The sequence below is a fragment of the Streptomyces sp. NPDC006997 genome (assembly GCF_040635175.1).
Classification (GTDB): domain Bacteria; phylum Actinomycetota; class Actinomycetes; order Streptomycetales; family Streptomycetaceae; genus Streptomyces.
The window spans coordinates 1-23,654 of record NZ_JBEYHH010000045.1 but is presented as its reverse complement, the minus strand read 5'-3'; the positions used below and the strand labels follow the sequence as shown (position 1 = coordinate 23,654).

The window sequence follows — 23,654 nt, the reverse complement described above, 5'->3', positions numbered from 1 at the left end:
CGGTTCCTGGTTCCTGGTTTCCCAGGGCACGGTGGGACGTGCCCGCATCCGCACGGCCGGGTGAGACGGGGTGCGGGGCCCCTTGACTTCCGCCCGTCCGGCCCGAACGGCCGCTTCCGCTGCCGGCGGCGGAGGGGTTCCGACGCGCTTCGGGACCGCTTCCGGCTCACTTCCGCGACGCTTCCGGTTACCGGTCCGGGCGGGTGTCGAGGGTGATGTGCGGCTCCAGCGCGCCGAGGAACTCCGCCGCGTGGAAGGCCGCGCCCGCGGAGGCGACGCCGACCGTCCTGGTCCGTCCCGTGAGGACGCGGTCGACGGCCTCGACCACGAGCGGTGCGGTGACGGCGTAGATGTCCTGGCCCCGCGCCACGAGGCGTCGTTCGGTGCCGCCGCGGCGTACGACGACGTCGACGAGGAAGGTCTGAGCGGAGCGCCCGTGGCCGTCGGCGGCGACCGGTGCCGGGGTGTCGGGGGCGGACAGGTCCGTGGCCGCCTCGACGCTCATGTAGGTGCGGACCTCGGGGATGGTGAGGTGGCTGGGGAGGGTGACGACGTCGGCCATGGTGAACTCCCCGACGACCGGGCGGGGGCCCAGGGGCGCGGGGAAGGGCCAGGTGAGGGTGGTCAGGTCGTCGCCGTGGTACTCCAGCCGTCCGTGGGTGTAGCGCACGCGTCGGCCGCCGCGCCGCCGGTGGGAGACGGCGCCCGCGGCACGTGTCCCGGCGGTCGGGTGCCAACTGCTCAGCCCGTAGGCGATGTGCGCCTCGTCGGCCGCGGTGTCGTCACCCAGCGCCGCGGTGGCCAGCAGGTCGCCGAGGCCGCCGTAGAAGGCCATCGCGGGTACGACCAGGGTTCCGGCGGCGCGGGCGTGGTCGGCGAAGTGCGCGAACGTGTCGGCGTTGGCCTCGATCTCGGCCGCCACGTCCACGTACGGGATCCCCGCGCGCAGGGCGGCCTCGATCACGGGGGCCGCGGTGACAGCGAAGGGTCCGGCGCAGTTCACGACCGCGTCCGCGGCGGCAAGGGCGTGGTCGAGTGCGGCCGGGTCGTCGACTGACGCGGGCCGGACGGCGAGTTGGGGGTGGGCCGCCGCCAGTTCCTCCAGCTTGTCGGCGTCACGGCCGGACAGGACGGGGGTGAACCCGCGCTTGACCAGTTCCGCCACGACGAAGCGCCCGGTGTGCCCGTACGCGCCGAACACCGCCACTGCGCGCTTCGGTTCCATCGCCTGCTCCCCTGTTCGGAGGTACGTGCTTGTAGGTGGCTGGGTGATCCAGTCCTCTCATCCTGGTGAGGGGGCGGTTCGCGCGCCAGTGTCCGGAACGACATGACCCGTACAATTCCGGACGTGAACACTGTCGCGCTGGCCGTCACCGACGGGATGCTGCACTTCGAACTATCCATCGCCCACGAGGTGTTCGGCTCGGCTCCGGACGGGGTGACGGTTCCCTGGTACGACCTCGCCCTGTGCGGGCCGGAGGCGGTCCGGGTCGGCCGGTTCCGGGTGGAGCCCGAGTACGGCCTGGACCGGCTCGCGCGCTGCAGCACGGTGATCGTCCCCGGCTGGGCCGACGTCGACGAGGCGCCGCCCGCCGACCTCGTCGACGCCGTCCGGGCGGCCCATGAGGCGGGCGCGCGGGTGGCCTCCCTGTGCACGGGCGCGTTCGTCCTGGCCGCCGCCGGCCTGCTCGACGGGCGGCGGGCCACGACCCACTGGGCGCACACCCGCGCGCTGGCCGCCCGCTTCCCGCGGGTGGCGGTGGACGCGGACGTCCTCTACGTGGACGACGGCCGTGTGCTCACCTCGGCGGGCAAGGCCGCCGCCATGGACCTGTGCCTGCACCTGGTCCGCCGCGACCACGGCTCGGCGGTCGCCAACGCCGTCGCCCGCCGTCTGGTCGTACCGCCGCACCGGGACGGCGGGCAGGCCCAGTTCGTCACCACGCCCGTGCCCGCCCCGGACCACCACCCGCTCGCCGCGCTCTTCCCCTGGGCGCTGGAACGCCTCGACCAGCCACTGACGGTGGAGGACCTGGCCCGGCAGGCGGGCATGAGCTCGCGCCACCTGGGCCGTCACTTCCGGGCCGTGACCGGCACCACCCCGCTGCAGTGGCTGCTGACGCAGCGCATCCGCCGGGCCCAGGAGCTGCTGGAGACCACCGACGCGGGCGTCGACGCCATCGCGGCGGCCACCGGCATGGGCACCGCCACGACCCTGCGCCGCCACTTCAACCGCACGGTCGGCGTGCCTCCGGACACCTACCGCCGCACCTTCAGCGCGCACCCGGCCACCCGACCCTAGAGCAACCAAAGGTTGCGTATTGGGGAGGACGGGCCTACCGTAATACGCAACCAAAGGTTGCGAGAGAGGGCGGGTGGGCCGAGTGCGCACGGAGTACGGCAGCATCGAGCGGGAGATCCATGTCGAGGCCGCGCCGGAGGTAGTCTACGAGGTCGTCAGCAGGCCCGAGCACCTGCGGGAATGGTGGCCGGACGAGGCCGAGCTGGAGCCGGTACCCGGCGCCACCGGGCACATCACCTTCGGCGACAAGGCCTCCCCCGAGGTGACCGAGGTACCCGTCACGGTGGTGGAAGCCGACCCGCCGCGGCGGTTCTCCTTCCGCTGGGTGTACGACGAGGGCGAGACCGCGGCGCCGGACAACTCCCTCCTGGTCACCTTCGACCTCCTCCCCTCCGGCACGGGCACGCTGCTGCGCTTCACCGAGACGGGGTTCCGGGAGAAGGGCTGGGAGGCGGCCGTGCTCGAGGAGCAGTACCGCGACCACGTCAGCGGCTGGGACCACTTCCTGCCCCGCCTCCTCGCCTACGCCGCCCGGCTGGCGTCGACGCGATGAGCACCCCCGTCGACGACGGCCTCTGGTCGGCGGTGGGCGACCCCACCCGGCGCCGGATGCTCGACCTGCTCCTGACGGGCGGCGCCCGCACCGCGACCACGCTGAGCGAGCAGCTGCCGGTCACCCGGCAGGCGGTCGCCAAGCACCTGGGCGTGCTCCAGCGGGCCGGACTGGTGCACGCCACCGCGTCCGGGCGTGAGCGCCGGTACGAGGTGGACGAGGCCCAACTCGCCCGCGCGACCGCGCAACTGGCCTCGGTCGGGGCCAGCTGGGACGCCCGGCTGCGGCGCATCAAGCGGATCGCCGAGGCGATCGAGCGCGAGCACAAGCACAAGCACAAGCACGAACACGAGCACGAGCACGAGCACGACAGCTGACCACGCCGCTACGAGAGGGAGATACCGAGATGGTGGACATCCTGCACAGGGTCGGAGTCATAGCACCCCCCGAGGCCGTCTACGCCGCCCTGACCACGGTCGACGGGCTGGCGGGCTGGTGGACCAAGGACACGGACGGTGACCCGGACGTCGGCGGGGTGCTCCGGTTCCGCTTCGAGCCCGGCGGGTTCGACATGAAGGTCCTGGAGGCGCGGCCGGGCGAGCGGGTGGTCTGGGAGGTCGTCGAGGGCCCTGAGGAGTGGCTCGGCACGAGGGTCCGCTTCCAGCTGAAGCGGGAGGACGACTTCACGATCGTGCTGTTCCGGCACGAGGACTGGAAGGAGCCCGGGGAGTTCATGCACCACTGCACCACCAAGTGGGCGACCTTCCTGATGAGCCTCAAGCAACTCGTCGAGACGGGGAAGGGAGAACCCGCGCCGCACGACGTCAGGATCAGCAACTGGCACTAGGTGTTCTGTCCACGGAGGTTGGTGACAGAACACCTAGGGGGCCGGGGAGAGCATGTCCCCCGCGTCGGGGGCGCGCGCTCGGGGCGGTGGGGAGTGTGGCGGGCTGGAGCAGGTCACCTGGGCGGTGCGCCCGAGTAGGTCAGTGCCTGTCCTATAGAAACCCTAGTCTGCGGTTCATGCAGAAACACGAGGACGGTGTCGAGATCCTTGTCCCCGCGAGCCCGGCCGAGCTTGAGGCCTGGCTCGACACGCATCACGGAGAACGGACCGCGCTCTGGGTGAAGATCGCAAAGAAGCACACCGGCATCCCGTCGCTCACCTGGGAGGAGATGGTCGACACGGTGCTCTGCTTCGGCTGGATCGACGGTCTGCGGCGCGGCTTCGACGACACGTACTTCCTGCAGCGCACGACACCCCGCAGCCCCCGCTCCACCTGGTCGCGGGTGAACGTCGGCAAGGCCGAGGCACTGATCGCGGCAGGCCGGATGCGCCCCCGCGGCCTGGCCGAGGTCGAGGCGGCGCGGTCGGACGGCCGCTGGGAGAGGGCATACGCCTCGCAGAAGAACGCCACCGCACCGCCGGATCTCGTCGAGGCGCTCGACGCGAACCCGGCCGCACGGGCGTTCTACGAGACGCTCCGCACGTCCGACCGGTTCGCCCTGTACCTCCGTCTGGCCACCTCCCGCACCGAGGAGACCCGGCTGGCCCGCCTGGAGCGGATGGTGGCAGCGATGGCGAGGCCCGAGCGGCCGTCGTGACCAACCGCTTGACTCCTGAGGTGAGTGCGGGTCGGGCTACGGTCTCGCCGTCTCCCTGCCGCGTCCTCAACGATCGGCCGCTCTCCCGCGCCTAGCCAGGGCGGTGTTTACCCGGGGGCTGCCTCCCCCTCCCGGCCACGGCCTGACGCGCGACCGTGCCGGGGTGAACAGTTGGCTGGTCGCTCGGGACCGTGACGTCTTCGAGCACGTAGTCGCCGGCCCCGATGCCCTGCCCGGCCGTTGTCGGCCTGGCCGGGGCGGACGCCTTGGGGAGGGAGCTGTCGGCGGGGTCGGTACAGGGAGGTCCGGACGCCGAACGCCTCGATGACGGCGCGTAGTTCGCCGTCGGTCAGGCCCCGGGCCGGGGAACCGGTCTGGGCGTTGAGGCCCTCGTACCTCGCGCCGGTCTCGGCGTACTCGATGAGGTCGACGGCCTTGAGGGGGCCGTCGTCGGAGCGGGCCAGCAGGCCGTGCTTGGCCCAGATGACGATACGGGCCTCCCGCAGCCCGGCGACCGAAGCCTCCTGGAGCCGCCGGGAGCCGGGGACCATGAAGTCCAGGAAGCCGACGCCCTCGGGGAGCTGGACCACCGTCTCCGGCTCCCAGCGCAGGATCCGCCGGGAGAACCTGGCCGAGTCGGCGGAACCGTGGTGGCTGAGGGCGACCAGCTACGGCGGCTGGGCGTGCACCCCACCGTGCCGCCCCGGGTCGAGTACACCCTCACCGAGCCGGGCCAGGCCCTGCGCGCCGCGGTCGACGTCATCTGCGGGTGGACCCACCAGCACCTGGGGCACGTCGAGAGCGCCCGCGGCCGTTTCGAGGCGTGACGGGCACGCGGCGGCGCCGGTCGGCGGGCGGGGGCCGCGGCGGGTTTTCGGGCTGGTCGTGCCGGGCCGTGGTCTCCCGTCCTGTGGAGGAGGGTGCGGGGCCGGGAGCGGGCCGCCCGGCCTGCGTGAGCCCCGGGCCGTCCCGCGACGACCCGGACGGCGGCGGCCCGCCACGGGGAACCCGCCGTCCGCTGTGAGGCGGCGGTGCCCGTCGCGGCCGTCAGCCGCGGGCGGGTGACTCGCGTTCCCCCCTGGCCGCGAGGACCGTCAGCGGTGGCTCAGCACGTTGACCACCCGGCCGTTGGGGTCGCGGACGAAGAACCGGCGCACCCCCCAGTCCTCGTCCCGCAGGGGGTGGACGATCTCCGCGCCGCTGTCCCGCAGGGCCGCGTAGGCCGCGTCCACGTCGTCCACCTCGACGCTCATGTCGGGGATGACGGGTGCGGTCCTGTCTTCGGCCATGAAGCTGATCTGCGCCGTCGGACTGGACGGGGACGCGAGCGTCATGATCCAGCCGTGGTTCATGACCTCCTCGAACCCGAGCAGGCCGTAGAACTCCCGGCTCTCTCGCGCAGCCTCCGACTGGACATGGGGCACGACACGGCGAACGGCCATCGGTAACTCCAAGGTCGACAACAGACCGGGCGTCAAGACTCTCAGGGGTACCGCGCCGCACGCACTCCCGATCCGCGGCCCGGGGCGCGGATCGGGAGTGCGTGCGAACACCCGGTCCGTGGCCCCCGGGACCGCTGTCGGTCGCACGGGAGCGGTGTCCGGGGCATGGTGCACCGCGCGCCGACGGTCCGGGAGCCGACGAGTCGGTGAGGCGGGCGCGAGCCTGCCACGGCCTTCGCGGAGGAGGGAGCGTCGCCCACCTGTCCCCCTACGGCGTGCTCCCGGGTACCTCCTCGGCCTGGCCTGCCCCCGGCCCCCGGCCCTTCACAGCCCGAACAGCCGGGCCCCGTTGTCGTGGCACACCCCGCGCAGCCAGTCGTCCCCCAGGTCCAGGCGCTCCAGGGCGTGGAGCTGGTGGAGGTAGGGGTAGGGGATGTTGGGGAAGTCCGAGCCCAGCAGGATGCGGTCGGCGAGGTGGGTGAGCCGGGGCCGCAGTCGGCGGGGGAAGGGCGCGAGGCGCTCGGCGAAGTCGGTGAACGCCATGGTGGTGTCCAGCCGTACCTGCGCGTACTGTTCGGCGAGGTCCAGGAAGTCCTCGTACTCGGGCATCCCCATGTGGGCGATGATCAGCCGCAGTCGCGGGTGGCGGGCCAGGACCCGGGCGACCGGCCCGGGCCCGGTGTGCTGGCCGGGGGCGGGTCCGGAGCCGCAGTGGATCACCACGGGCACCTGTGCGTCGGCCAGCAGGCCCCAGGCGCCGTCGAGGCGTTCGTCGGCCGGGTCGTACGCCCCCACCTGGACGTGTGCCTTGAACACCCGGGCACCCGCCTCGACGGCCTCGCCGACGTAGGCCTGGGCGTCCGGGTCGGGGAAGAGGGTGGCGGTGTGCAGGGTGCCGGGGGTGCGGCGGGCGAAGTCGACGGCCCAGTCGTTGAGCCACCGGGCCATGCCCGGCTTGTGCGGGTAGAGCATCGCGGTGAAGGCGCGGACGCCGAAGTCCCGGAGCAGGGCCGCCCGTTGTTCCTCTTCGGCCCGGTAGGTGATCGGCCACTCGAGGCCGCCGGTGAGCGTGCCGAGGCGGTCGAAGTAGTCCCAGACCTTGCGCAGGACGCGTTCGGGCATGAAGTGCGTGTGCACGTCGATGAGGCCGGGCAGGCCGAGCCGGGTCCAGAAGCGGCGTACCTGGTCGGCCTCCCCGGTACCGGGCTCGGCGGGTGCCCTGCCGTGGTCCTCCATGGCGCCCATGATCGGCTCTGCGGAGGGGCGGGGTCCAGTCCCCGGCGGCCCGCGGTCGGTTCCCTCACCGTCCGGGGACGGGCGGGGCAGCAGGGGCGCCCGTGAACAGCCGCTTCGCCGTACGGCGTTGAAGTTCGCGATCTTGGGCAGACGGGAGGTCGCGGGTGTCGGCGGCTTTCCGGGAGGTGTACCCCCTGTGGGACGACAGCGTGAGCGGCGTTTCAGTCTGCGGGTCACGGCCGCCTTCTTCGTCCTGCTCGCCCTCCTGATGGTGCTGGCCGCGACCGTCGTACGGGCGGCGGCGAGGGCGTTCGACCAGCGGCCGGTGTGGGTCCTCGCGCTCGCGGGTGTGGGCGCCGCCGTGCTGCTGCGCCGGGTGCGCCGTCGCCGCAGGCTCTCCGCCGCCCGTCTCGCCCGGCATGCCACCGAGACGCTGGAGCAGGCGGCGCGGACGGCCGTGGCCGCCCTCGACGCGCCGGGTGCGCGGGAGGGAACGGGGCCGGGTGCCGCTGAGGAGCCCGGTCCGGCCGGAGTGGAGGAAGAGGAGCCGTATCCGGCCGAGGGCGCCGTGGAGTTCGAGGCGGAGATAGCCGCCCTGTGCCAGCGCGACGGCTGCTCGGACGTCGACGTCGTGGGCGGGGCCGGGGACCTGGGGGCCGACGTGGTGGCCCGCGCGCCCGACGGACGTCGGCTGGTGATCCAGTGCAAGTGGTACGGCGAGGAGAACAAGGTCGGCTCCCAGGACCTGCAGCGCTTCGGCGGTACCTGCTTCGCCGTCCACGGGGCCGACCTCGCCCTCGTCGTCACGACCAGCGGCTTCACCCTGCCCGCGGTGGAGTACGCGGAGCAGTGCGGCATCGTGTGCGTCGACGAGGAGGCGCTGCGCGCCTGGGCGGCGGGCACGGCGCCGTCCCCCTGGCAGGAGGTACCCGCCGCTGGCTGAACGCCCCGACGCGGCGCCCCGGGCCAGCGGGGCAGGGAGGGCAGGGGCTCCCTGGAGCCAGGTGCGCTCCCCTGGCGTCCGCCCCGGGGTGGACCTCCTCGGCGGGGCCGGTGCCACTCGCCGCGGGCGTGCCCAGCCTCCGGCCTCTGCCCGGTCGGCCCGCTGACGCGCCTGCCCGCTACGGCACCGCCCCGCGGCACCCGCCTAGCCCGCCCGAGCCGAGGACACCCGGCCCCGGTGGTGGGGCCGTTCGGCTCTGCGCGTCCACCTCGCCAGGAAAATACCCTCGGGGGTATTAATGGATGTGAGGAGCACTGCTGTGAAGGTCATCATCATCGGAGGCGTCGCGGGCGGAATGTCGGCCGCGACCCGGCTGCGCCGCCTGGACGAGCACGCCGACATCGTCGTTCTGGAACGTGGACCCCACGTCTCCTACGCCAACTGCGGCCTGCCTTACCACCTCGGCGGGGTCATCCCCGAGCGCGACGCCCTCCTCCTGCACACCCCGCAGTCCCTCCACGACCGCTTCCGCATCGACGTCCGCACCCGCCACGAGGCCCTCGCCATCAGCCCGGCGGCCCGCACCGTCACCGTCCGTGACCTGGAGACCGGCGCCGAGACCACCGAGCACTACGACCACCTGGTCCTCAGCCCCGGCGCCCACCCGATCGTGCCGCCGCTGCCCGGGGCCGAACGCGGCCTGACCCTGCGCGACGTCACCGATACCGACACCCTCCAGGCCGCCCTGGACGGCGGCGCGCGGACCGCCACCGTGATCGGCGGCGGCTTCGTCGGGGTCGAGGTCGCCGAGAACCTCCGCCGCCGCGGCCTGGCCGTCACCCTCGTCGAACTCGCCGACCAGGTCCTGACCCCCCTCGACCCCGAGATGGCCCGCCCCCTCGCCGACGAACTCACCGCCCACGGCATCGGCCTACACCTCGGCACGTCGGCCGCCAAGATCCTGCCCGACACCGTCGAACTCGCCGACGGCACCACCCTCCCCGCCGACCTCGTCGTCTTCGCGATCGGCGTACGCCCCGAGACCCGCCTCGCCCGCGAAGCCGGCCTCGCCATCGGCCCATGCGGCGGCATCGCCGTCGACGGACGCCAGCGCACCAGCGACCCCCACATCCACGCCGTCGGCGACGCCGCCGAGAAGACCGACCACCTCACCGGCGAGCCCACGCTGATCCCGCTGGCCAACCTGGCCAACCGGCACGGCCGCCTCGTCGCCGACGCCCTCACCGGCCGCTCCGTGCGCGGCCGCCCCGCCGTCGGCACCGCCATCGTCCAGGTCTTCACCCTCACCGCCGCCGCCACCGGCTGGAACGAAAAACGTCTACGCGCCGCCAGCCGCCCCCACCGCGTCCTGCACCTGCACCCCGCCCACCACGCCGGGTACTACCCCGGTGCCGCCCCCCTCGCCCTCAAACTCCTCATCGACCCCGCCACCGACGCCGTCCTCGGCGCCCAGGCCGTCGGCGCGGAAGGGGTCGACAAACGCATCGACGTCCTCGCCACCGCCATCACCGCCGGTCTGACCGCACCTGAACTCGCCGACCTCGAACTCGCCTACGCACCGCCCTACAGCTCCGCCAAAGACCCCGTCAACATGGCCGGATACATCGCCGACAACCTCACCACCGACACCGTGCGCACCCTCCAGTGGCACGAACTGCCCGCCGCCACCGCAGCCGGGGCCCTCCTGCTGGACGTGCGCACCGCCGCCGAGCACCAGGCCGGAGCGATCCCCGGCGCCCGCCACATCCCCCTCGACGACCTCCGCGACCGCCACACCGAACTCCCCGCCGGCCAGCGGATCGTCGTCTACTGCCACGCCGGACTCCGCGGCCACACCGCGGCGCGCCTCCTCACCCAGTACGGCCACACCGTCACCAACCTCGACGGCGGATACCTCACCTGGCACACCGCCACCCGCATACCCTGACCGCCCGGGCGTCCTCGTGGCCCGGCTGGAGCGTGGCGTCCCCCTGAGCGCGACCGCGGATCCTGCGCTGTCCACGGCCGTGTCTGCGGGTGACCAAGGAAGGCAGAGGGCACGGGACCGGGCAGGCGGGCAGGGCACCAGAGGGCACGGCCCGCACCGACACCGCCGCCGTGTGGGTTGCCTCAGGCGATTCCTCGGAGTGCGGGATGCGTCTCTGTTCGGCCTGTCGGGGAGTTGAGGGCTGCCGTACCGCTCTTGGAGGTCACGGATGCCGTCGGTCGCGGGGCTGCGGGAACAGCGTGAGCGCGGCACGCTGCGCTGGGCCGTCGGCCTGACTCAGGACGCCGTCAGGGCCGCCGCGACGCGTTGCGCGACCGGAGGATGGGCGAGATAGCGGTCGATGGCGTGCGGGAGGCCGGAGTTGTCGACCCGCACGTTCTCCACTCCACCCCATGCCTTCCCCAGAGGGTGACCCAGGCTGACGACATCCTGCGGGTCGTACGCCGTCAGCCAGGGCAGGTGCATCGGGCGGGGCCCGCGGGGGCGAAGGTTGCGCTGGACGGCCTCCAGGCCCAGCGGAGAGCCGGCGGTCACCCACAAGCTGACGCGGTCCCGTGCGACGGAGTCGGCCAGCAGATCACAGGCGACGACCGTGCCAAGGCTGTGGGAGACGACGACGAGAGGGCCGCCGGAGGGGAGCGCGGCGCGGACAACCGCCAGGACCTCGTCGCGGGCGCGGGCGAGATACACGGCGACGTCACGCAGGTACTCAGTGATGAACTCCTGGTCCAGGCGGGTGTGCCGCGACAGGGCGATCAGGCTGCGGCGGGTGACGGACCAGGACAGCGCGCTGCGGCCCGCTTGTCCAAGGACGCCCAGGCCCTCCAGGTCCGTCACCGAACTCTCCGGCCCCTCGGCCATGTCGACCATGTCGGCCATGAGCTGTTGTTCCATCGCGCCCACGTCCTCGGGCAGATACGGATGCAGAGGACCCGGTTCGTCAGGGTCGCCGGGCATCGACTCCAGCTCCAGGGGGTCGCGAGCCAGTTCCGAGGTGATGCGGTACAGGACATTGCCGTAGAAAGGCAGGACCGTCAGGGACGCCTGAAGCGTGCTGACGGGTGCTGCCGTCCGGTTCAGTCCGCTGGCCAGGGCCTTCAGCCATGTGGCACGCAGCTTCTCGGGGTCCTTGAACTCCTGGCCGCGTCCGTGGACGAACACCATCGTCGCGTTCATGCGTGCGCTCCTTCGTCCAACGCCTCGGCCAGCAGCGCCCACTGCCCGTCCGGCAAGTCGGCCTCACGGAATCTGCGGACGATACGGCTCACCCGTGCGCCTTCGTTCCAGCGGTACAGGGCGGCGTCCTCGCCCATGGAGCGGTTCCAGGGTTCACCCGTGCGAGTGATGCGGTGTCCTTCCTCGTCCAGCGCCGGTACTCCTCCGTGGTGAAGGGCGACCATCTCCCATTGGTCGTTGAAGACCGGAGCACCGGAGGAGCCACGGCGGGTATCGCTCGTATAGCGCAGCCAGAACTCGTCCTCGGAGACCAGCCGGTTCTGCCGGATACTGACCCGTTTGCGTTCACCACCGGGGTGGTGGACGACATTCAGCGCCTCGCCTTTCAGTACCTTGCCGCCCTGCTCGATCAACGGCACGCAGACGGTGCTTCGCGGCGGATTTCCGCCGAGAGCGACGACGGTGAAGTCCAGATCCGAGGTCGGAACCGTGAAGAAGAAGGTTTCAGGGGCCAACGGCCTTTCCTCACAGGGCAGCTCGCGCCCTTCATCGTCGTGCTCGTAGCCCAGCTGAGCGCCCATGCCGACGGCCCGCTGCGGCTCAGGCACCACATGGTGGTTGGTGAGCAGGAGCCGGGGTGAGATCAGCACCCCGGTGCCCTCGGGGGTGACAGGCCGACGCGGCAGCATGGTCACGACTCGGCACACGGCACGGGCCGCGGTCAGCCCGCGGCTGAGGAAGCTGAGCCACAGCGAGTCGTCCTCGTCGATGACCGCTTCCAGATCCATGGCCTGCGCGGCCAGCCGCACCCGGCGCAGTGTGACCTCGTCGCCGGAGTTCACCAGCCCCAGGTCGCCCTGACGCAGAGCGGTCGCCACGGAGCGCAGGTCTTCCTTGTTGCTCGCCCAGCGTTGCGCGATCTGCGCCGTCGGCGCATTGCCCTCGGCTGTCATGACGGCCTCCCGGGGACGAACTCGAAGTGCGGCACGCGGTCGTCGTGGCTACAGCACGAAGCGGACCGGTCGCGCGAACGGGCCGATGACGACCAGGCGCGTCCCGGACGGACCGATGAGCCGGTGGTAGGTGGCGCCGAACTGCTTGATCCGGAAGGGGAACTCCTCCGGGTCCGCCTCCTCAAGCCGAACCTGGTAGAGGCTCTCGTGGGCGACCCGGCGGCGTAGTTCGTCCGACCAGCGCTGGCCCGGCTCCCGGCCGGTGGTCCGGGCCACGGCCCGGACGACGTCGTCGTCGTCGAAGCCGGTCAGGTCCGGCTCGGCCATGGCAGCCAGATCGGCGGCGGTCTTGTCGAAGATGCGCCGGTCGAGTTCGCCCTCCATCGCGTTCCTCCCTGCCCGGACGGCCAGGGGCGGGGTTCGCCCACCCCTGGCGTGGCCGGTGCGTCAGAGTGCCGCCAAGATGATCGGGGCCGCCACCTGGACGACGCTCATGACGTCGTCGAACCAGCCCTTCTGCTGGGCGTACTGGGGCGGGATGTCCAGCGTGACGCCGTCGCTGAAGGACTTCTTGCCGGCCGCCACGTCGATGAGGTGGGGGACGATGGTCTCGAGGGCGCTGAACGCGCTGGACCAGAAGTCCTTGTCCCGCAGCCGCTCGGGCGCGATCTTGCCGGCGAGGCTCTGGCCCATCTGCGGGGCCTTCTGCGGCGTGTACGCCTTGGTAAGCGCATCCCACACGATCGGGCCTGCGACCTCCACCACGCTCTGCGTCACGTCCCAGACGTCGTCCCAGAAGCCCTTGTCGTGCAGACGCGTGGGGTCGTCGAGGGTGCGCGGCGGCTTGGGGGCTTGGACGCGGTCGGGGTCTGGGACGCCGCGACGAAAGCTGGCAGGAGGTTCGCGGCGCACATCGCCACGTCGGCCATGTACAGATCCTTCTGGCTGGCACCCGTGCCGGTGCCACCACCCGTGGGGGCGGCGCCCGCACTCTTGGCGATGGAGCCGAGGACGGACTCGATGGTGCTGTGGATGTCCGGGGTGAGCGTGGTGGTCATGGAAGAGTGCTCCTTCGTTTTTGTGGGGGTGGCTCCAGCGCTCGTCGCGAAGCCGCCGGACTTCGTCGCGCCGCCCTGCGCGGAGCCGTTGCCGAACAACCCTGCCCACCAGTCGGTGGGTTCGGTGACCGGCTGCTCCGAGATGAAGGTGTCGGAGAGCAGGAACTGCTGGTCCGAGGGCGCGAAAACGCTGGGGGTCTGGTCCATGCCGATGCCCTTGAGCCGGCTCACGGTCCGGTCGCACAGGGCGGTGACGGTGACGGTCTGGTCGAGCTGGTCCTTCAGCGCGTACGTGAAGGCGGACAGTCCGTCCGTCAGCTCGCTGCCGGCCGCCGCGGTCTCGTCCGCCCGGCAGGCGGTGAGCAGGACGGCGTTGAGTTCGACGTCGGGCGCGGAGACACCTTTGGCGGGCCAAGGCACGAGCCGGGTGGCGAAGTTCTTCGACAGTTGCGCCGCATTCCCCGAGGCGGCCCGGCCGAAGAACTTGACCGGGGTCGCCGAGGCTGCGTAGGAATTGACCGCGAATGCCTTTTCCCGCTGTTCCTCAGGGCCCGGCTGAAACACCTTCATCCGCAGCAGCCGGCTCTCATTTCCGACCACGAAGATCTTGTCCATTCCGCCGGAATGGCAGGCGTCCAGCACTACGGTGAGCACACCGTCGGGTATGTTCTGGGTACGCGAACTCAATTCCGCGTCCTCGAGGAATTCGTCGTACAGGCACAGCACCTCTACCAGAACGCCGTCCTTGAGGTAGCGGTAGCCGTGCGAGGACTCGAAGAAGACCCGCCGGTCGCCGGGCTCCGCCCCGTCGAGAAGCCAGTCGAGTTCCGCCCGGACCCGGTCCAGTGTGGCATCGCGGTCGTGCAGGATACGGATGTCGGAGTCCGTGAAATCGTACTCCCTGAGCACATCGCGAAATGCGTAGGTGTCGTTCACGCAGCTGTTGAGACGATTGGCCGGGTTCGGATACTCGTCGAGGCCGACCAGCAAGGCACGATCAGTCATTCTCCAAAATCCTTTCAGGACGCTGCCAGGCCCCCATCGACCGTCCATGCGGATTTCGATACCACCGGCAAGCAGGGTTGTCTTACGAGATGGCCGCGCTGCTGGTCCTGTGGATTTGGCAGGATGCCCACGGACCGTTCTCACTCTCATGCTTGAGCGGGCATCAGGCAGCGGCAACTCAAGGTGAACAGGTACCGGTGACTTAAGGAATCCGTATGCTGGGAGGCGGGATATGCCGCGGGCCGGCCAGACAAAAACACCGCCGTGCGGAAGGCTGCCGGACCGGATCGCGGTCGGACTGCTGGTCAGCGCCTTTCCCCCGGCGCTCGTGGACCGGGCGGTGGCGGACTGCGGCCGGACGGAACAGCGCAGCCGACTGCTGCCCGCACGCGTGGTGGTGTATTTCGTCCTGGCCATATGCCTGTTCTCGACCCACAGCTACAGCGAGGTCGCCCATCTGCTGACCCAGGGCATGGCGTGGTCGGGGCAGGAACCGGCGCCCCGTGTGCCCACCACGGCAGCGATCACCCGGGCCCGGGACCGGCTGGGCACGGACCCCCTGAAGGCGCTTTTCACGGACGTTGCCCGGCGGGCGCCTGCCCGGCGGCCCGAACAGGCCAGGCTGCCCTGGCGAGTGCGGAGGCTGAGCCACGCCACGTTCAGCGTCCCCGACAGCGCCGAGAACCGGGAGCGGTACGGCTTTCCCTCGCCCAGCGGGCCCGCGTGGCGGGCGTATCCACAGGTCGGCGTGGTGACTCTGGCCGAGCAGCACAGCGGCACGCTCACCCACGCTGAGTTCGCTCCCGCGGGCAGCCTCCCGGCGGCTGCCGCGAGCTGGCTGCCGCGGGTGCTCACAGCGGACGACCTGGTCCTCGTCGACGACTGCGGCGCCAGGCCGCAGGCGTGGCCGCCGGGGTGCCCCACAGGCGGCAACCTCGTGTGGCGGGCCGCCCCGGACGGGGCCGGTGCGCCGGTCACGGGAGAGCCGCTGCCGGACGGTTCGTGTCTGACCGAGATCTCGGGGACCGGCCGGAGCGGGGCCGAGGAGCGGGTCACAGCCCGGGTGATCGTCGCAGGAGGGAGGGACGGAGAGGGACCGGGCCGACTGCTGACCACGGTGCTTGACCACCAAGCGGCGCCTGCGGCGGTCCTGGCAGCGCTCTTCCACCGACGGTGCGGATCGGAGCACTGTCTTCAGCAGTGGAGGACGCGCGTGTGCGAGGCGGCCCCACCGACAGTGCTGCGGTCGCGCTGGCCGGAGGGCGTGGAGCAGGAGCTGTGGGGCTACCTGCTGGTGCATCACGCAGTGCGGTCGGTGCTGTGCGGCGACGGCCCGTGAGCACGGCGCCCAGGGCCTGTCCGGCGGATCAGGTCGGAGAAATGACGCGGCGCCTTGTCAGTGCAGGTGAGCGGGGTCATGGGGGTGCCCCTGCCCAAGCGGAGCCGAGAACTTGGGGGAGCGTGCAACTGCAAGGCGGAGGAGGGAGTCGACACGAGGGAGGTCCCCCCGCGCGAGCGCAGCCGAGCGTGTGAGAGTCGGCGAGTGACGACAACGCGGCAGACGCGCGTGCCAGCCCCCGCGTCTCCGGCATGATCCGCCCTAAGTCACTGGTTTGCCCTCCACACTCCTCCTCCGGCCATGAGCCTGAGGGGAGGCGACCTCGGGGCGGACGCCGGCTTGCGCAGCCAGCCCAACTCGGCCAGCCGGATCAGGCGTCGAGGTCGCCTTCCTGATGCGTCTGGTGCTCCGGGGGGTGCGCGAGCACGCGCCGCTGCTGCTCGCGTGCGGCGTCCGCCGCCGTGTCCTGGAGGCCGGCGACCCGTGCCTCCCCTCGCGGTCCGGCCGAGGACTTCCACGACGTGGCGGCACTGACCGCAGGCAACTGTGGGACGACGCTGACCGTCGCCTTCGACCACGGCGGACGCCGGGACATCGTCGAGGCCGCGCGGTCACTGATCTACGGCGGGACGCCCGCCGAGGAGGTGAGCGAGTGGCTCTTCGCGGACCACCTGCTGTTCTCCGACAACTGGCGCGAACTGCGGAGCGCCCTCGACACGGTCGGTGACGGCCGCGTCAGCACCGAGGAACCTGAGCACCACCGTCGGCGCCTGGGCCGCAGCGCCTTCGTGGGTGACCTCCCTTTCCTTCCGTGGCGGGCCGCCGCACGGGCACCCCGTACGACCCCCTCCTCGCCGACGCCTGACGCGCGCGTGCCCGCTGGGAGGGTGGGAAAACCAGGGAAATCGACTGTGTGTTCCCTCCGGTGGCGGGCACGTGAAGCGGCGGAGGTTGATAACTATGGTTCCCCTGCTTCTCGTTCTGCTGCTGGCTCTCATCCTGTTCGGCGCGGGCTTCGCGCTGAAGGCACTGTGGTGGATCGCGGTGATCGTTCTGGCGGTCTGGCTGCTGGGCTTCGTCGTCCGTTCCGCGGACAGCGGCGGCCGGAGGGGCCGCTGGTACCGCTGGTAGCGCGGCGGCAGGAGCGCGGTCGCGCCTCACCGGCCGCAGCCGTCGGGGCAGGTTCGGTGAACCTGCCCCGACGGCTGCGCGCGCGCACGGGCCAGGAGGGCGGGCGACGTGCGCGATCCGGTGTCCTGACGGTGCCGCGTACGCCACGCCGCGGTCACGCCGGGCCGGTGTGCGCGGTGTGGCGCGGTCCTACAGGGCGGTGCCGTGGGCGTCCATGGTCATACGGGCCACGTGCAGGGCCAGGTAGGAGATCTCGTCGTCGCTCAGCTGCTGGCCCAGGCGCAGTTCGACGATGGTCGCCAGCTGCTGGGCGGTGCGGGTGGCTTCCGGGTAGTGCTGGCGGATGCCCTTGCCGATCGTGGACTCCTGACCCTTGAGCTGGCGGTGCTGCTGGATGCGTACGAAGAGGTAGCGCACGTGGGTGATGAACCGTGCCGCGCTCATGGAGGCGTCGGAGACGTCCAGGCCGTAGCGCTCGCGTACCACGGCGAGCATCTGCTGGATGACGCCGGTCATCGTGTAGGTGAAGGACAGGTCGCCGGAGACGAAGCCCGCGTTGACCAGGTGCAGGGCGAGCGCGGTCGCCTCGGAGGCGTCCAGTGGGGGGCTCACGCGCGTGTTGATGGCGCGCAGCAGGCGTTGGGCCTGGGCGTACTCGGTGGCGTACAAGGTCTGGACCTCGGCGCGCAGCGGGTACTCGATGACGATGCCGCGGGCGGCCCGTTCCAGTGCGCCGGCGATGTGGTCGGCGACGGCGATGGCGAGGGTGGGGCGGGTGGAGGCGCGGTCCTCGATGCCGACCTCGTGGAGCGCGGTGATGACCGTCTGGAGGGTCTCCTCGCTGATGAGGGCGAGGGCCTCGGCGAGGTGGTCGGGGTCGCGGCCGTCGGCCGGGACGAAGACCTTCGTGACCAGCGCGGGGTCGACGCGCTTGCCCTGGCCGGAGCTGAAGCCGATGCCGCGTCCGGTGAGGATGACCTCCTGGCCCTTCTCGTCACGCGCGAGGACCACATTGTTGTTGAGGACACGCAGCACCTTCACCGCCGTCCCCCCTTCTGTCCGTGCCCTGACCTGCGTCTCCCGGTCCGGCGCGCCCCCCATGCTAAGGGGCGTGGGCGCGCCGGACCGGTAGCGCGACGTCACCGCCGTACGGTCACCACCTGGGCGCCGGCGGTCACGTCCTGGCCGGTGTGCGGCTCGACCGCGGCCAGCTCGGCGGTGTTCAGGACCGTCATCAGGGTGACGGTCGGGTGGTTCGCCGCGCGGATGGCGTCGAGGTCGGCCTCGGCCAGGAGGTCGCCGGTGCTGACCCGCTGGCCGGGGGTGACGTGGACGTCGAAGCCCTCGCCCCGCATCTGGACGGTGTCGATGCCGATGTGGATGAGGACCTCGACACCGTCCGCGGTGCGGATGCCGAAGGCGTGGCCGGTGTCCGCGACGGTGATCAGTTCGCCGTCGACGGGGGCGACGACACGGCCGTCGGCCGGTTCGATGCCCACGCCCTCGCCGAGCGCGCGGGAGGAGAAGACCGGGTCCTCGACCTGGTCGAGGTCGAGCACGCGGCCCGCGACCGGGGCGGCGAGGGTGGTGCCGCCCGCGGCGGCGCCGGATGCGCCGGTGCCGGGACCGGTCGTAGTGGTGGCGGTGCTGGTGGTGGTGTGTGCGGTGGTGGCGCCTACGGTGACCAGTTCGCGGTCGTCGGCCGTCACCGTCTCAGCGGGGGTCTCGGTGGCGGTGGCGGTGGCCTCGGCGGCGTCGCGTTCGGCGTTGGCCTGGGCGCGCTCCTCGGGGGTGCGGTAGTCGGAGACGTAGACGAGCACCATCGCGGTGACGAAGGCCGCCGTGATCGCGATGAGGTAGGCGCCGACCGGGGAGAAGACCGGGATGGTCAGCACGGAGGTGAAGGCGAACGCCTCGGTGTCCACGCCGCCCAGGACGCCCACGATCACACCGCCGACCAGGCAGCCGACCAGCATCCGCGGGTAGATCCGCTTGTAGCGCAGGTGGATGCCGTACAGCGACGGCTCGGAGATGCCGCCGAGCAGGCCCGCGGCCAGGGCGCCGGTGGCGGTCTGGCGCATGAGCGGCTCACGGTGGCGGATGGACAGCAGCAGCACACCGGCGGTGGCGCCGAAGCAGGCGAAGTTCCAGGCACCCATCGGGCCCTGGATGAAGTCGTAGCCGATGGTGTTGATGTTCTGGAGCATCAGGGCGTTCAGCGGCCAGTGCAGGCCCAGCGGCACCAGGAACGGGTACAGCAGCGGGATGACGATCGCGAAGACGATCGGGGCGTTGTTGTTCAGCCAGGACAGGCCCTCGCCGATGCCGTTGCCGGCCCAGATGCCCAGCGGGCCGATGAGGAAGGCGGTCACCGGGATCATGATCAACATGCTGAAGAACGGCACGAAGACCAGCTGGATGTTCTCGGGGAACAGGCGCTGCAGGGCCTTGTAGACCAGGGCGAGCAGGGCGACCATCAGCAGCGGTACGAAGACCTGGCCGCCGTAGTCGTTCAGCTGCATCGGCAGTCCGAAGACGTGCGCCACGGACTCCGTGGTGCCCAGGGTGTCGTTGGTGGTGGTGGTGACGCCGGGGATCTTGGAGCCCGCGTTGAGCATCCCGGTGAAGTTCGGGGTCATCACCGCAGCCATCACCGTGGCGCCGACCCAGGGGTCGATCTTCAGCTTCCTGGCCGCGTTGTAGGCGACCATGATCGGCAGGAAGTACAGCACCGAGCGCCACATCGCGTCGACGAAGACCCAGGTGGCCGACTTGTCCTCGGCGCGGAAGTCGACCACGCCCAGGGCGTCCAGGACGGAGGCGATCGCGATGATCAGCGAGGCGCCGAGCAGGACGCCCAGCAGGGGGCGGAAGGAGTCGGAGAGGTACTCGAAGAAGCTGTCGAGCCAGGCGAAGCGGCCCCGGCCCTTGGCGCGGGCCGCGGCCTTGACCTCCGCGTCGGACTGCGGGCGGGCCGCGCCGGAGCGGCTCATCGACGGCAGGTTGATGATCTTGGAGTGGACGTTCGCGACGGCACCGCCGATCACGATCTGGAAGCGGTCCCCGGACTGGGGCACCGTGCCCATGACGCCGTCGAGGGCGTCGAGGGCGGCCTGGTCGACCTTGCTGCCGTCGTGGAGCTGGAAACGCAGCCGCGTCGCGCAGTGGGTGAGGCTCTCGATGTTCTCCGGTCCGCCGACGCCGCGGAGGATGGCCTCCGCCAGTGCGTCGAGCCCCGGTACGGGGGTGTTGCTGATGCGTCCCTGCATCTCTGGTTCCTGCCGTCCTGCGTAGGTCCGCGATCTCTTCCGCCCGGATTTCAGGCAACAAAAAAGGCCCGGGCCGCGCACGGGGCGCTTCCCAGGCCTTGCCTCTCCTCAAGCGGTCCGCCGCCGTGGCGTCGCGAGGGGCGACGACGGTGACGTCCTCGGAGAGTCACAATCCTGCGATCGAGATCGATCGTTTGTCACTGTAGCACCGGGCCGGGGACCCGGTGGGACGGGCGGGAGGTGGCCTTCGTCTCAGCCTTCAGTCGTCGGCTCGGCCTTCAGTCTTCGGCTCGGCCTTCGGTCGTCGGCTCGGCCTTCGTTTCCGTCCTCGGCGGTGAGTGTCTTCCAGAAGGTGTAGTGGTGGTCGGCGGCGAAGTCGGTCGGTCCGGTGTGACCGGAGGCGAGGCGCTGGACGTAGGGGTGGTGGGGGGTGAACGGCCGCCAGGGCGGGGTGCCGTGGCCGTTGGCCTGGCCGGTGCGGGCGAACCGGCTCCAGTAGGCGGTCACCGTGTCCGCCAGTGCGGCCTGGGCGGGGTCGAGGGGCTCGAACAGGTCGTTGTCGAACAGGTAGGCCAGGTCGATCATGTGGCCGGTGCCGAGGGAGAAGCTCGTCGGCCGGGGGATGCCCCGGAAGTAGGGGGCGTCGGTTTCGGCGAAGTCGTAGGCGTAGACGGGGGTGTGGCGGGCCAGGGCGCGCTGGGTGTCGAGGGCGGGGGTGGACCACGCGGAGTCGGTCAGGACGGCGGACAGGGCCGCCGCGGGTGCCGGGTAGTCGGTGACGGGGTATTCGGCTAGGACGGCGGGGGCGTCCTGGCCGAACTGGTCGGTGATCCGCCGGGTGTATCCGGCGGCGGTCAGGGGGGTGCCGGTCGTGGTCTCGTCGAGTCCGGCCAGGGCGCTCATCTCGTCGTGGGTGGAGCCGTGCAGGACCGGTACGCGGGTGAAGCGTCCGGCGGCGATCGCCTGGGACGGGGCCTCGGGCAGGATCTCGCCGTCGACCACGGGGCGGTAGCCGTCGTGTCCGGTGGCCGACGCCTCGATCAGGTCGGCGGTGGACTTGTGGCGCAGGCAGGAGTCGGCGGTGCGCGGGTCGTCGCAGCCCGCGGCCCGGGCGACGGCGCGGCCGGTGGCCTCGGCCTGGGCGGGGGTGAAGGAGCCGTCCCCTGCGGCGCAGCCCGCGCTCTGCACGACGGCCTTGGCGAACAGGCCGCGGGAGTGCGGGGAGACCAGGTGGGCGCAGACGCTGTAGCCGCCGCCCGACTGTCCCATGATCGTGACGTTGCGGGGGTCGCCGCCGAAGGCGCTGGCGTTGCGCTGGACCCAGCGCAGGGCGGCCTGCTGGTCGAGGAGGCCGAGGTTGGCCGGGGCGTGCAGGCCGGGTGCGGTGAGGAAGCCGAACGTGCCGAGCCGGTAGTTGACCGTCACGACCATCGCGCCCTGCTGTGCGGCGGCCAGCCGGGCGGCGCGGTAGGTGGCGCCGTCGCCGTAGGTGAAGCTGCCGCCGTGGATCCAGACGATGACCGGCAGGGGGTGCGTCGTGCGCCGGGCCGCGGTGGTGACGTTGAGATAGAGGCAGTCCTCGCTGCCGCCGCCGGGGATGGAGATGGGCTGGTCGGTCGGCTGCGCGCAGGCGCTTCGGGGGGTGCGGGCGTCAAGCGGCGCGGTCCAGGGGTGTACCGGCCGGGGTTCCTGCCACCTGCGGTCGCCGGTCGGCGGGGCGGCGTAGGGGATGCCCTGGTAGGTGCGTACCGCGGTGGTGGCCGTGCCCTGGACGGGACCTTCGGCTGTCATCACCCGCGCGGTGCGGGCCTGTGGGGCGGGGGTCTGTCCGGTGGCGGGCCCCGCGGTGATCAGCGGGGCGGTGAGTGCCGCTAAGGCGGCGGCCAGGGCGAGGGCGTGCGGCCTCTTGAAGGGCGGCCCCTGGACGTGCGGCTCCGGCTTCTTGGAGGGCATTCGGGCTCCGGGGTGGGTGTGGTCTTCGGTGGTGTCCGGAACCGTAGCCAGGATTTGGGCAGATGCGCAAGGCGTTCGTCTGACGCGTATGCCTTAGGCGGTTGTCTCGCGCGGGTGCGCAGGCTGTTGCTAGGGTCCGGGCATGGGCATGGGAAACCGGGAAAAGCTGCTGGAAGCCGCGCGTCAGTGCCTGTTCGACAAGGGCTATGAGCGCACGACGGTCCGCGACCTCGCCTCCGCGGCGGGCGTGAGCATGGCGGCGATCGGCTATCACTTCGGTTCGAAGGAGGCGCTGCTCAACCAGGCGCTCTTCGAGGCGCTCGACTCCGGGGGCAGGGCCTTCGGGCCGTCGGAGGGCGACGGCGATCTCGGCGCGCTGTGGCGGCGGCTGATCGAGGCGTTCTCGGCCCACCAGACCTTCTGGGTCGCCAATCTGGAGACGGTCCTGCGGGCCCAGCGGGACCCGGAGCTGCGGGAGCAGATGGCCGCCGGGATGCGGCAGGGGCGCAGCGGTATGGCGCGCGAGGTCACCGGGGCCGCGGAGGCCGACCTGTCCGAGGCGACCGTCCGCACCCTGGGCTCGGTGCAGCTCGCCCTGGTCAGCGGTCTGATGATGCAGCACCTGACCGATCCGGAGTCCGCGCCCAGCGCGGACGAGGTGCTGGCGGGACTGCGGGCGCTGGCCGCCTATCTGCCCGCGCAGGAGGGCGGGGCCTGACCGGCTGGGGCTGGGCTGCGGGGCGGGCCGGACGGCGGTCCCGGGGCGTTGTCAGTGGTGGCGGGCAGGATGGCGGGCATGACCACTCCTGCTGCTGTGATCAGGGATGCCACCGCCTACGCGCAGGCGGTGGAGGACGCGGTGACGGTGTCGGCCGCCTACTACGGGGGCGGGACGTCGGCGCTGGACGACGACGCCTACGACCGGCTGGTGCGGGGCATCGCCGCCTGGGAGGCGGACCATCCCGGTCAGGTGCTGCCCGGCTCCCCGACGGGGAAGGTCGCCGGTGGCGCCGTACAGGGCGATGTGCCGCACACGGTGGCGATGCTGAGTCTGGACAACGTGTTCTCGGCGGAGGAGTTCACCGCCTGGACCGCGTCCCTGGCCCGGCGTGTCGGCCATGAGGACGAGCGCTTCAGCGTGGAGCCGAAGCTGGACGGGCTCGCGGTCGCCGCCCGTTACACCGACGGCCGGCTGAGACAGCTGATCACGCGCGGGGACGGGGCGGCCGGGGAGGACGTCTCGCACACGATCGGCACCGTCGACGGCCTGCCCGAGGTGCTCGCCGAGCCGGTCACCGTGGAGGTGCGGGGCGAAGTCCTCATGACCAGCGCCCAGTTCGAGCACGCGAGTGAGGTGCGTACCGCGCACGGCGGGCAGCCGTTCGCCAACCCGCGCGGCGCCGCGGCGGGCACCCTGCGCGCCAGGGAGCGCGCGTACACGGTGCCGATGACGTTCTTCGGCTACGGCCTGCTGCCGTTGCCGAGACCGTAGTCAGGTCTCAGCATCCCGGGCATTTCGGCCCGGAAGGTCCGTCTCGTCACCCAAGCGTGAGGGCTTCGGCTTGAGTACGGTCTCTCGTTTCTGTCTGCCGCTGGTGCGGCGGGGTTGCGCCACCTGCCCGCCCCGCCTCCGCCTTGCGGCGGGGGCGGGTGGCGCGGGTCTTCTGGTCGGCTCCACGAG

The 23,654-nt window shown here is 71.7% G+C and carries 23 protein-coding genes and 2 pseudogenes; 12 read left to right on the top strand and 13 right to left on the bottom strand.

What is annotated here, in order from left to right; genetic code table 11:
• Positions 1 to 187 precede the first annotated feature (187 nt).
• Positions 188 to 1,225 carry a saccharopine dehydrogenase NADP-binding domain-containing protein gene (locus ABZ659_RS31505; RefSeq protein WP_360226821.1) on the bottom strand — a complete coding sequence of 346 codons (1,038 nt, stop codon included), beginning with the start codon at positions 1,223 to 1,225 and terminating at the stop codon, positions 188 to 190.
• 123 nt (positions 1,226 to 1,348) lie between these two features.
• Between ABZ659_RS31505 and ABZ659_RS31500 the strand changes: the two genes are divergently transcribed.
• The 5 genes from ABZ659_RS31500 to ABZ659_RS31480 all read left to right on the top strand — a co-directional run bounded on the left by ABZ659_RS31500 (position 1,349) and on the right by ABZ659_RS31480 (position 4,460).
• On the top strand, positions 1,349 to 2,302 hold the full coding sequence (locus tag ABZ659_RS31500; RefSeq protein WP_360226818.1) for a helix-turn-helix domain-containing protein: 954 nt from the start codon (positions 1,349 to 1,351) through the stop codon (positions 2,300 to 2,302).
• Between the two features lie 82 nt (positions 2,303 to 2,384).
• On the top strand, positions 2,385 to 2,855 hold the full coding sequence (locus ABZ659_RS31495) for an SRPBCC domain-containing protein (protein ID WP_360226815.1): 471 nt from the start codon (positions 2,385 to 2,387) through the stop codon (positions 2,853 to 2,855).
• A complete protein-coding gene (locus ABZ659_RS31490; protein ID WP_360226812.1) occupies positions 2,852 to 3,232 on the top strand; it encodes a metalloregulator ArsR/SmtB family transcription factor in 381 nt (126 codons plus the stop codon). Before ABZ659_RS31495 ends, ABZ659_RS31490 begins: the two co-directional genes overlap by 4 nt.
• Positions 3,233 to 3,261: 29 nt before the next feature.
• On the top strand, positions 3,262 to 3,702 hold the full coding sequence (locus ABZ659_RS31485) for an SRPBCC domain-containing protein (protein WP_360226809.1): 441 nt from the start codon (positions 3,262 to 3,264) through the stop codon (positions 3,700 to 3,702).
• Between the two features lie 176 nt (positions 3,703 to 3,878).
• Complete coding sequence (locus tag ABZ659_RS31480; protein ID WP_360226806.1) at positions 3,879 to 4,460, top strand: YdeI/OmpD-associated family protein; 582 nt, start codon at positions 3,879 to 3,881, stop codon at positions 4,458 to 4,460.
• A 107-nt stretch (positions 4,461 to 4,567) separates the two neighbouring features.
• Here the strand turns inward: ABZ659_RS31480 and ABZ659_RS31475 are convergent, their stop codons facing one another.
• Entirely contained in the window at positions 4,568 to 5,050 is a 483-nt protein-coding gene (locus ABZ659_RS31475; RefSeq protein ID WP_360226803.1) for a hypothetical protein, read from the bottom strand.
• A 93-nt stretch (positions 5,051 to 5,143) separates the two neighbouring features.
• Here ABZ659_RS31475 and ABZ659_RS31470 point away from each other — a divergent pair.
• Positions 5,144 to 5,287, top strand: a pseudogene (locus tag ABZ659_RS31470) (winged helix-turn-helix transcriptional regulator); the annotation flags it as partial.
• Between the two features lie 267 nt (positions 5,288 to 5,554).
• On the opposite strand, the gene ABZ659_RS31465 reads toward ABZ659_RS31470, so the two are convergent.
• Positions 5,555 to 5,902: a VOC family protein gene (locus tag ABZ659_RS31465; protein ID WP_360226800.1), complete on the bottom strand. Its 348-nt coding sequence runs from the start codon at positions 5,900 to 5,902 to the stop codon at positions 5,555 to 5,557.
• A 324-nt stretch (positions 5,903 to 6,226) separates the two neighbouring features.
• Entirely contained in the window at positions 6,227 to 7,138 is a 912-nt protein-coding gene (locus ABZ659_RS31460; protein ID WP_360226797.1) for an amidohydrolase family protein, read from the bottom strand.
• 196 nt (positions 7,139 to 7,334) lie between these two features.
• Between ABZ659_RS31460 and ABZ659_RS31455 the strand changes: the two genes are divergently transcribed.
• On the top strand, positions 7,335 to 8,081 hold the full coding sequence (locus ABZ659_RS31455) for a restriction endonuclease (RefSeq protein ID WP_360226794.1): 747 nt from the start codon (positions 7,335 to 7,337) through the stop codon (positions 8,079 to 8,081).
• A 319-nt stretch (positions 8,082 to 8,400) separates the two neighbouring features.
• On the top strand, positions 8,401 to 10,029 hold the full coding sequence (locus ABZ659_RS31450; RefSeq protein WP_360226791.1) for an FAD-dependent oxidoreductase: 1,629 nt from the start codon (positions 8,401 to 8,403) through the stop codon (positions 10,027 to 10,029).
• Positions 10,030 to 10,365: 336 nt separating this feature from the next.
• Here the strand turns inward: ABZ659_RS31450 and ABZ659_RS31445 are convergent, their stop codons facing one another.
• The 5 genes from ABZ659_RS31445 to ABZ659_RS31425 form a co-directional block, all read right to left on the bottom strand.
• A complete protein-coding gene (locus ABZ659_RS31445) occupies positions 10,366 to 11,265 on the bottom strand; it encodes a hypothetical protein (RefSeq protein WP_360226788.1) in 900 nt (299 codons plus the stop codon).
• Entirely contained in the window at positions 11,262 to 12,218 is a 957-nt protein-coding gene (locus ABZ659_RS31440) for a serine protease (RefSeq protein ID WP_360226785.1), read from the bottom strand. The genes ABZ659_RS31445 and ABZ659_RS31440 overlap by 4 nt, the downstream gene beginning before the upstream one ends.
• A gap of 48 nt (positions 12,219 to 12,266) precedes the next feature.
• Positions 12,267 to 12,602: a hypothetical protein gene (locus ABZ659_RS31435; protein WP_360226782.1), complete on the bottom strand. Its 336-nt coding sequence runs from the start codon at positions 12,600 to 12,602 to the stop codon at positions 12,267 to 12,269.
• 63 nt (positions 12,603 to 12,665) lie between these two features.
• Positions 12,666 to 12,995, bottom strand: a complete 330-nt coding sequence (locus ABZ659_RS31430) for a hypothetical protein (RefSeq protein WP_360226779.1) — start codon at positions 12,993 to 12,995, stop codon at positions 12,666 to 12,668.
• Positions 12,992 to 14,281: a caspase family protein gene (locus ABZ659_RS31425; RefSeq protein ID WP_360226776.1), complete on the bottom strand. Its 1,290-nt coding sequence runs from the start codon at positions 14,279 to 14,281 to the stop codon at positions 12,992 to 12,994. Before ABZ659_RS31425 ends, ABZ659_RS31430 begins: the two co-directional genes overlap by 4 nt.
• A 232-nt stretch (positions 14,282 to 14,513) precedes the next feature.
• On the opposite strand from ABZ659_RS31425, the gene ABZ659_RS31420 reads away from it, so the two are divergent.
• Positions 14,514 to 15,620: a transposase domain-containing protein gene (locus tag ABZ659_RS31420; RefSeq protein ID WP_360226773.1), complete on the top strand. Its 1,107-nt coding sequence runs from the start codon at positions 14,514 to 14,516 to the stop codon at positions 15,618 to 15,620.
• 370 nt (positions 15,621 to 15,990) lie between these two features.
• On the opposite strand, the gene ABZ659_RS31415 is transcribed toward ABZ659_RS31420, so the two are convergent.
• Positions 15,991 to 16,164 (bottom strand): hypothetical protein, encoded by a 174-nt coding sequence (locus tag ABZ659_RS31415; protein ID WP_360226770.1) that lies wholly within the window; start codon positions 16,162 to 16,164, stop codon positions 15,991 to 15,993.
• Positions 16,165 to 16,580: 416 nt separating this feature from the next.
• Here ABZ659_RS31415 and ABZ659_RS31410 point away from each other — a divergent pair, with 416 nt between their 5' ends.
• Positions 16,581 to 16,751, top strand: coding sequence for a hydrophobic protein (locus tag ABZ659_RS31410; protein ID WP_360226767.1), 171 nt, complete (start codon positions 16,581 to 16,583; stop codon positions 16,749 to 16,751).
• Between the two features lie 189 nt (positions 16,752 to 16,940).
• Here ABZ659_RS31410 and ABZ659_RS31405 read toward each other — a convergent pair whose 3' ends face one another.
• From ABZ659_RS31405 to ABZ659_RS31395, 3 genes are all read right to left on the bottom strand, one after another.
• Positions 16,941 to 17,792 carry a PRD domain-containing protein gene (locus ABZ659_RS31405; RefSeq protein WP_360226764.1) on the bottom strand — a complete coding sequence of 284 codons (852 nt, stop codon included), beginning with the start codon at positions 17,790 to 17,792 and terminating at the stop codon, positions 16,941 to 16,943.
• Positions 17,793 to 17,890: 98 nt separating this feature from the next.
• Positions 17,891 to 20,020, bottom strand: a complete 2,130-nt coding sequence (locus ABZ659_RS31400; RefSeq protein ID WP_360226761.1) for a glucose PTS transporter subunit IIA — start codon at positions 20,018 to 20,020, stop codon at positions 17,891 to 17,893.
• 252 nt (positions 20,021 to 20,272) lie between these two features.
• Entirely contained in the window at positions 20,273 to 21,973 is a 1,701-nt protein-coding gene (locus tag ABZ659_RS31395) for a carboxylesterase family protein (RefSeq protein WP_360226758.1), read from the bottom strand.
• A gap of 142 nt (positions 21,974 to 22,115) precedes the next feature.
• Between ABZ659_RS31395 and ABZ659_RS31390 the strand changes: the two genes are divergently transcribed.
• Positions 22,116 to 22,691, top strand: coding sequence for a TetR family transcriptional regulator (locus tag ABZ659_RS31390; RefSeq protein WP_360226755.1), 576 nt, complete (start codon positions 22,116 to 22,118; stop codon positions 22,689 to 22,691).
• A gap of 69 nt (positions 22,692 to 22,760) precedes the next feature.
• A pseudogene (locus ABZ659_RS31385) lies at positions 22,761 to 23,456 on the top strand (NAD-dependent DNA ligase LigA); the annotation flags it as partial.
• Between the last annotated feature and the right edge of the window lie 198 nt (positions 23,457 to 23,654).

Coding starts and splice junctions, on each gene's coding strand:
- ABZ659_RS31485 (WP_360226809.1), top strand. CDS start 3,262: ATGGTGGACATCCTGCACAGGGTCGGAGTCATAGCACCCCCCGAGGCC.
- ABZ659_RS31465 (WP_360226800.1), bottom strand. CDS start 5,902: ATGGCCGTTCGCCGTGTCGTGCCCCATGTCCAGTCGGAGGCTGCGCGA.
- ABZ659_RS31440 (WP_360226785.1), bottom strand. CDS start 12,218: ATGACAGCCGAGGGCAATGCGCCGACGGCGCAGATCGCGCAACGCTGG.
- ABZ659_RS31400 (WP_360226761.1), bottom strand. CDS start 20,020: ATGCAGGGACGCATCAGCAACACCCCCGTACCGGGGCTCGACGCACTG.
- ABZ659_RS31410 (WP_360226767.1), top strand. CDS start 16,581: ATGGTTCCCCTGCTTCTCGTTCTGCTGCTGGCTCTCATCCTGTTCGGC.
- ABZ659_RS31390 (WP_360226755.1), top strand. CDS start 22,116: ATGGGCATGGGAAACCGGGAAAAGCTGCTGGAAGCCGCGCGTCAGTGC.
- ABZ659_RS31435 (WP_360226782.1), bottom strand. CDS start 12,602: ATGGAGGGCGAACTCGACCGGCGCATCTTCGACAAGACCGCCGCCGAT.
- ABZ659_RS31395 (WP_360226758.1), bottom strand. CDS start 21,973: ATGCCCTCCAAGAAGCCGGAGCCGCACGTCCAGGGGCCGCCCTTCAAG.
- ABZ659_RS31420 (WP_360226773.1), top strand. CDS start 14,514: ATGCCGCGGGCCGGCCAGACAAAAACACCGCCGTGCGGAAGGCTGCCG.
- ABZ659_RS31445 (WP_360226788.1), bottom strand. CDS start 11,265: ATGAACGCGACGATGGTGTTCGTCCACGGACGCGGCCAGGAGTTCAAG.
- ABZ659_RS31490 (WP_360226812.1), top strand. CDS start 2,852: ATGAGCACCCCCGTCGACGACGGCCTCTGGTCGGCGGTGGGCGACCCC.
- ABZ659_RS31425 (WP_360226776.1), bottom strand. CDS start 14,281: ATGACTGATCGTGCCTTGCTGGTCGGCCTCGACGAGTATCCGAACCCG.
- ABZ659_RS31480 (WP_360226806.1), top strand. CDS start 3,879: ATGCAGAAACACGAGGACGGTGTCGAGATCCTTGTCCCCGCGAGCCCG.
- ABZ659_RS31460 (WP_360226797.1), bottom strand. CDS start 7,138: ATGGAGGACCACGGCAGGGCACCCGCCGAGCCCGGTACCGGGGAGGCC.
- ABZ659_RS31505 (WP_360226821.1), bottom strand. CDS start 1,225: ATGGAACCGAAGCGCGCAGTGGCGGTGTTCGGCGCGTACGGGCACACC.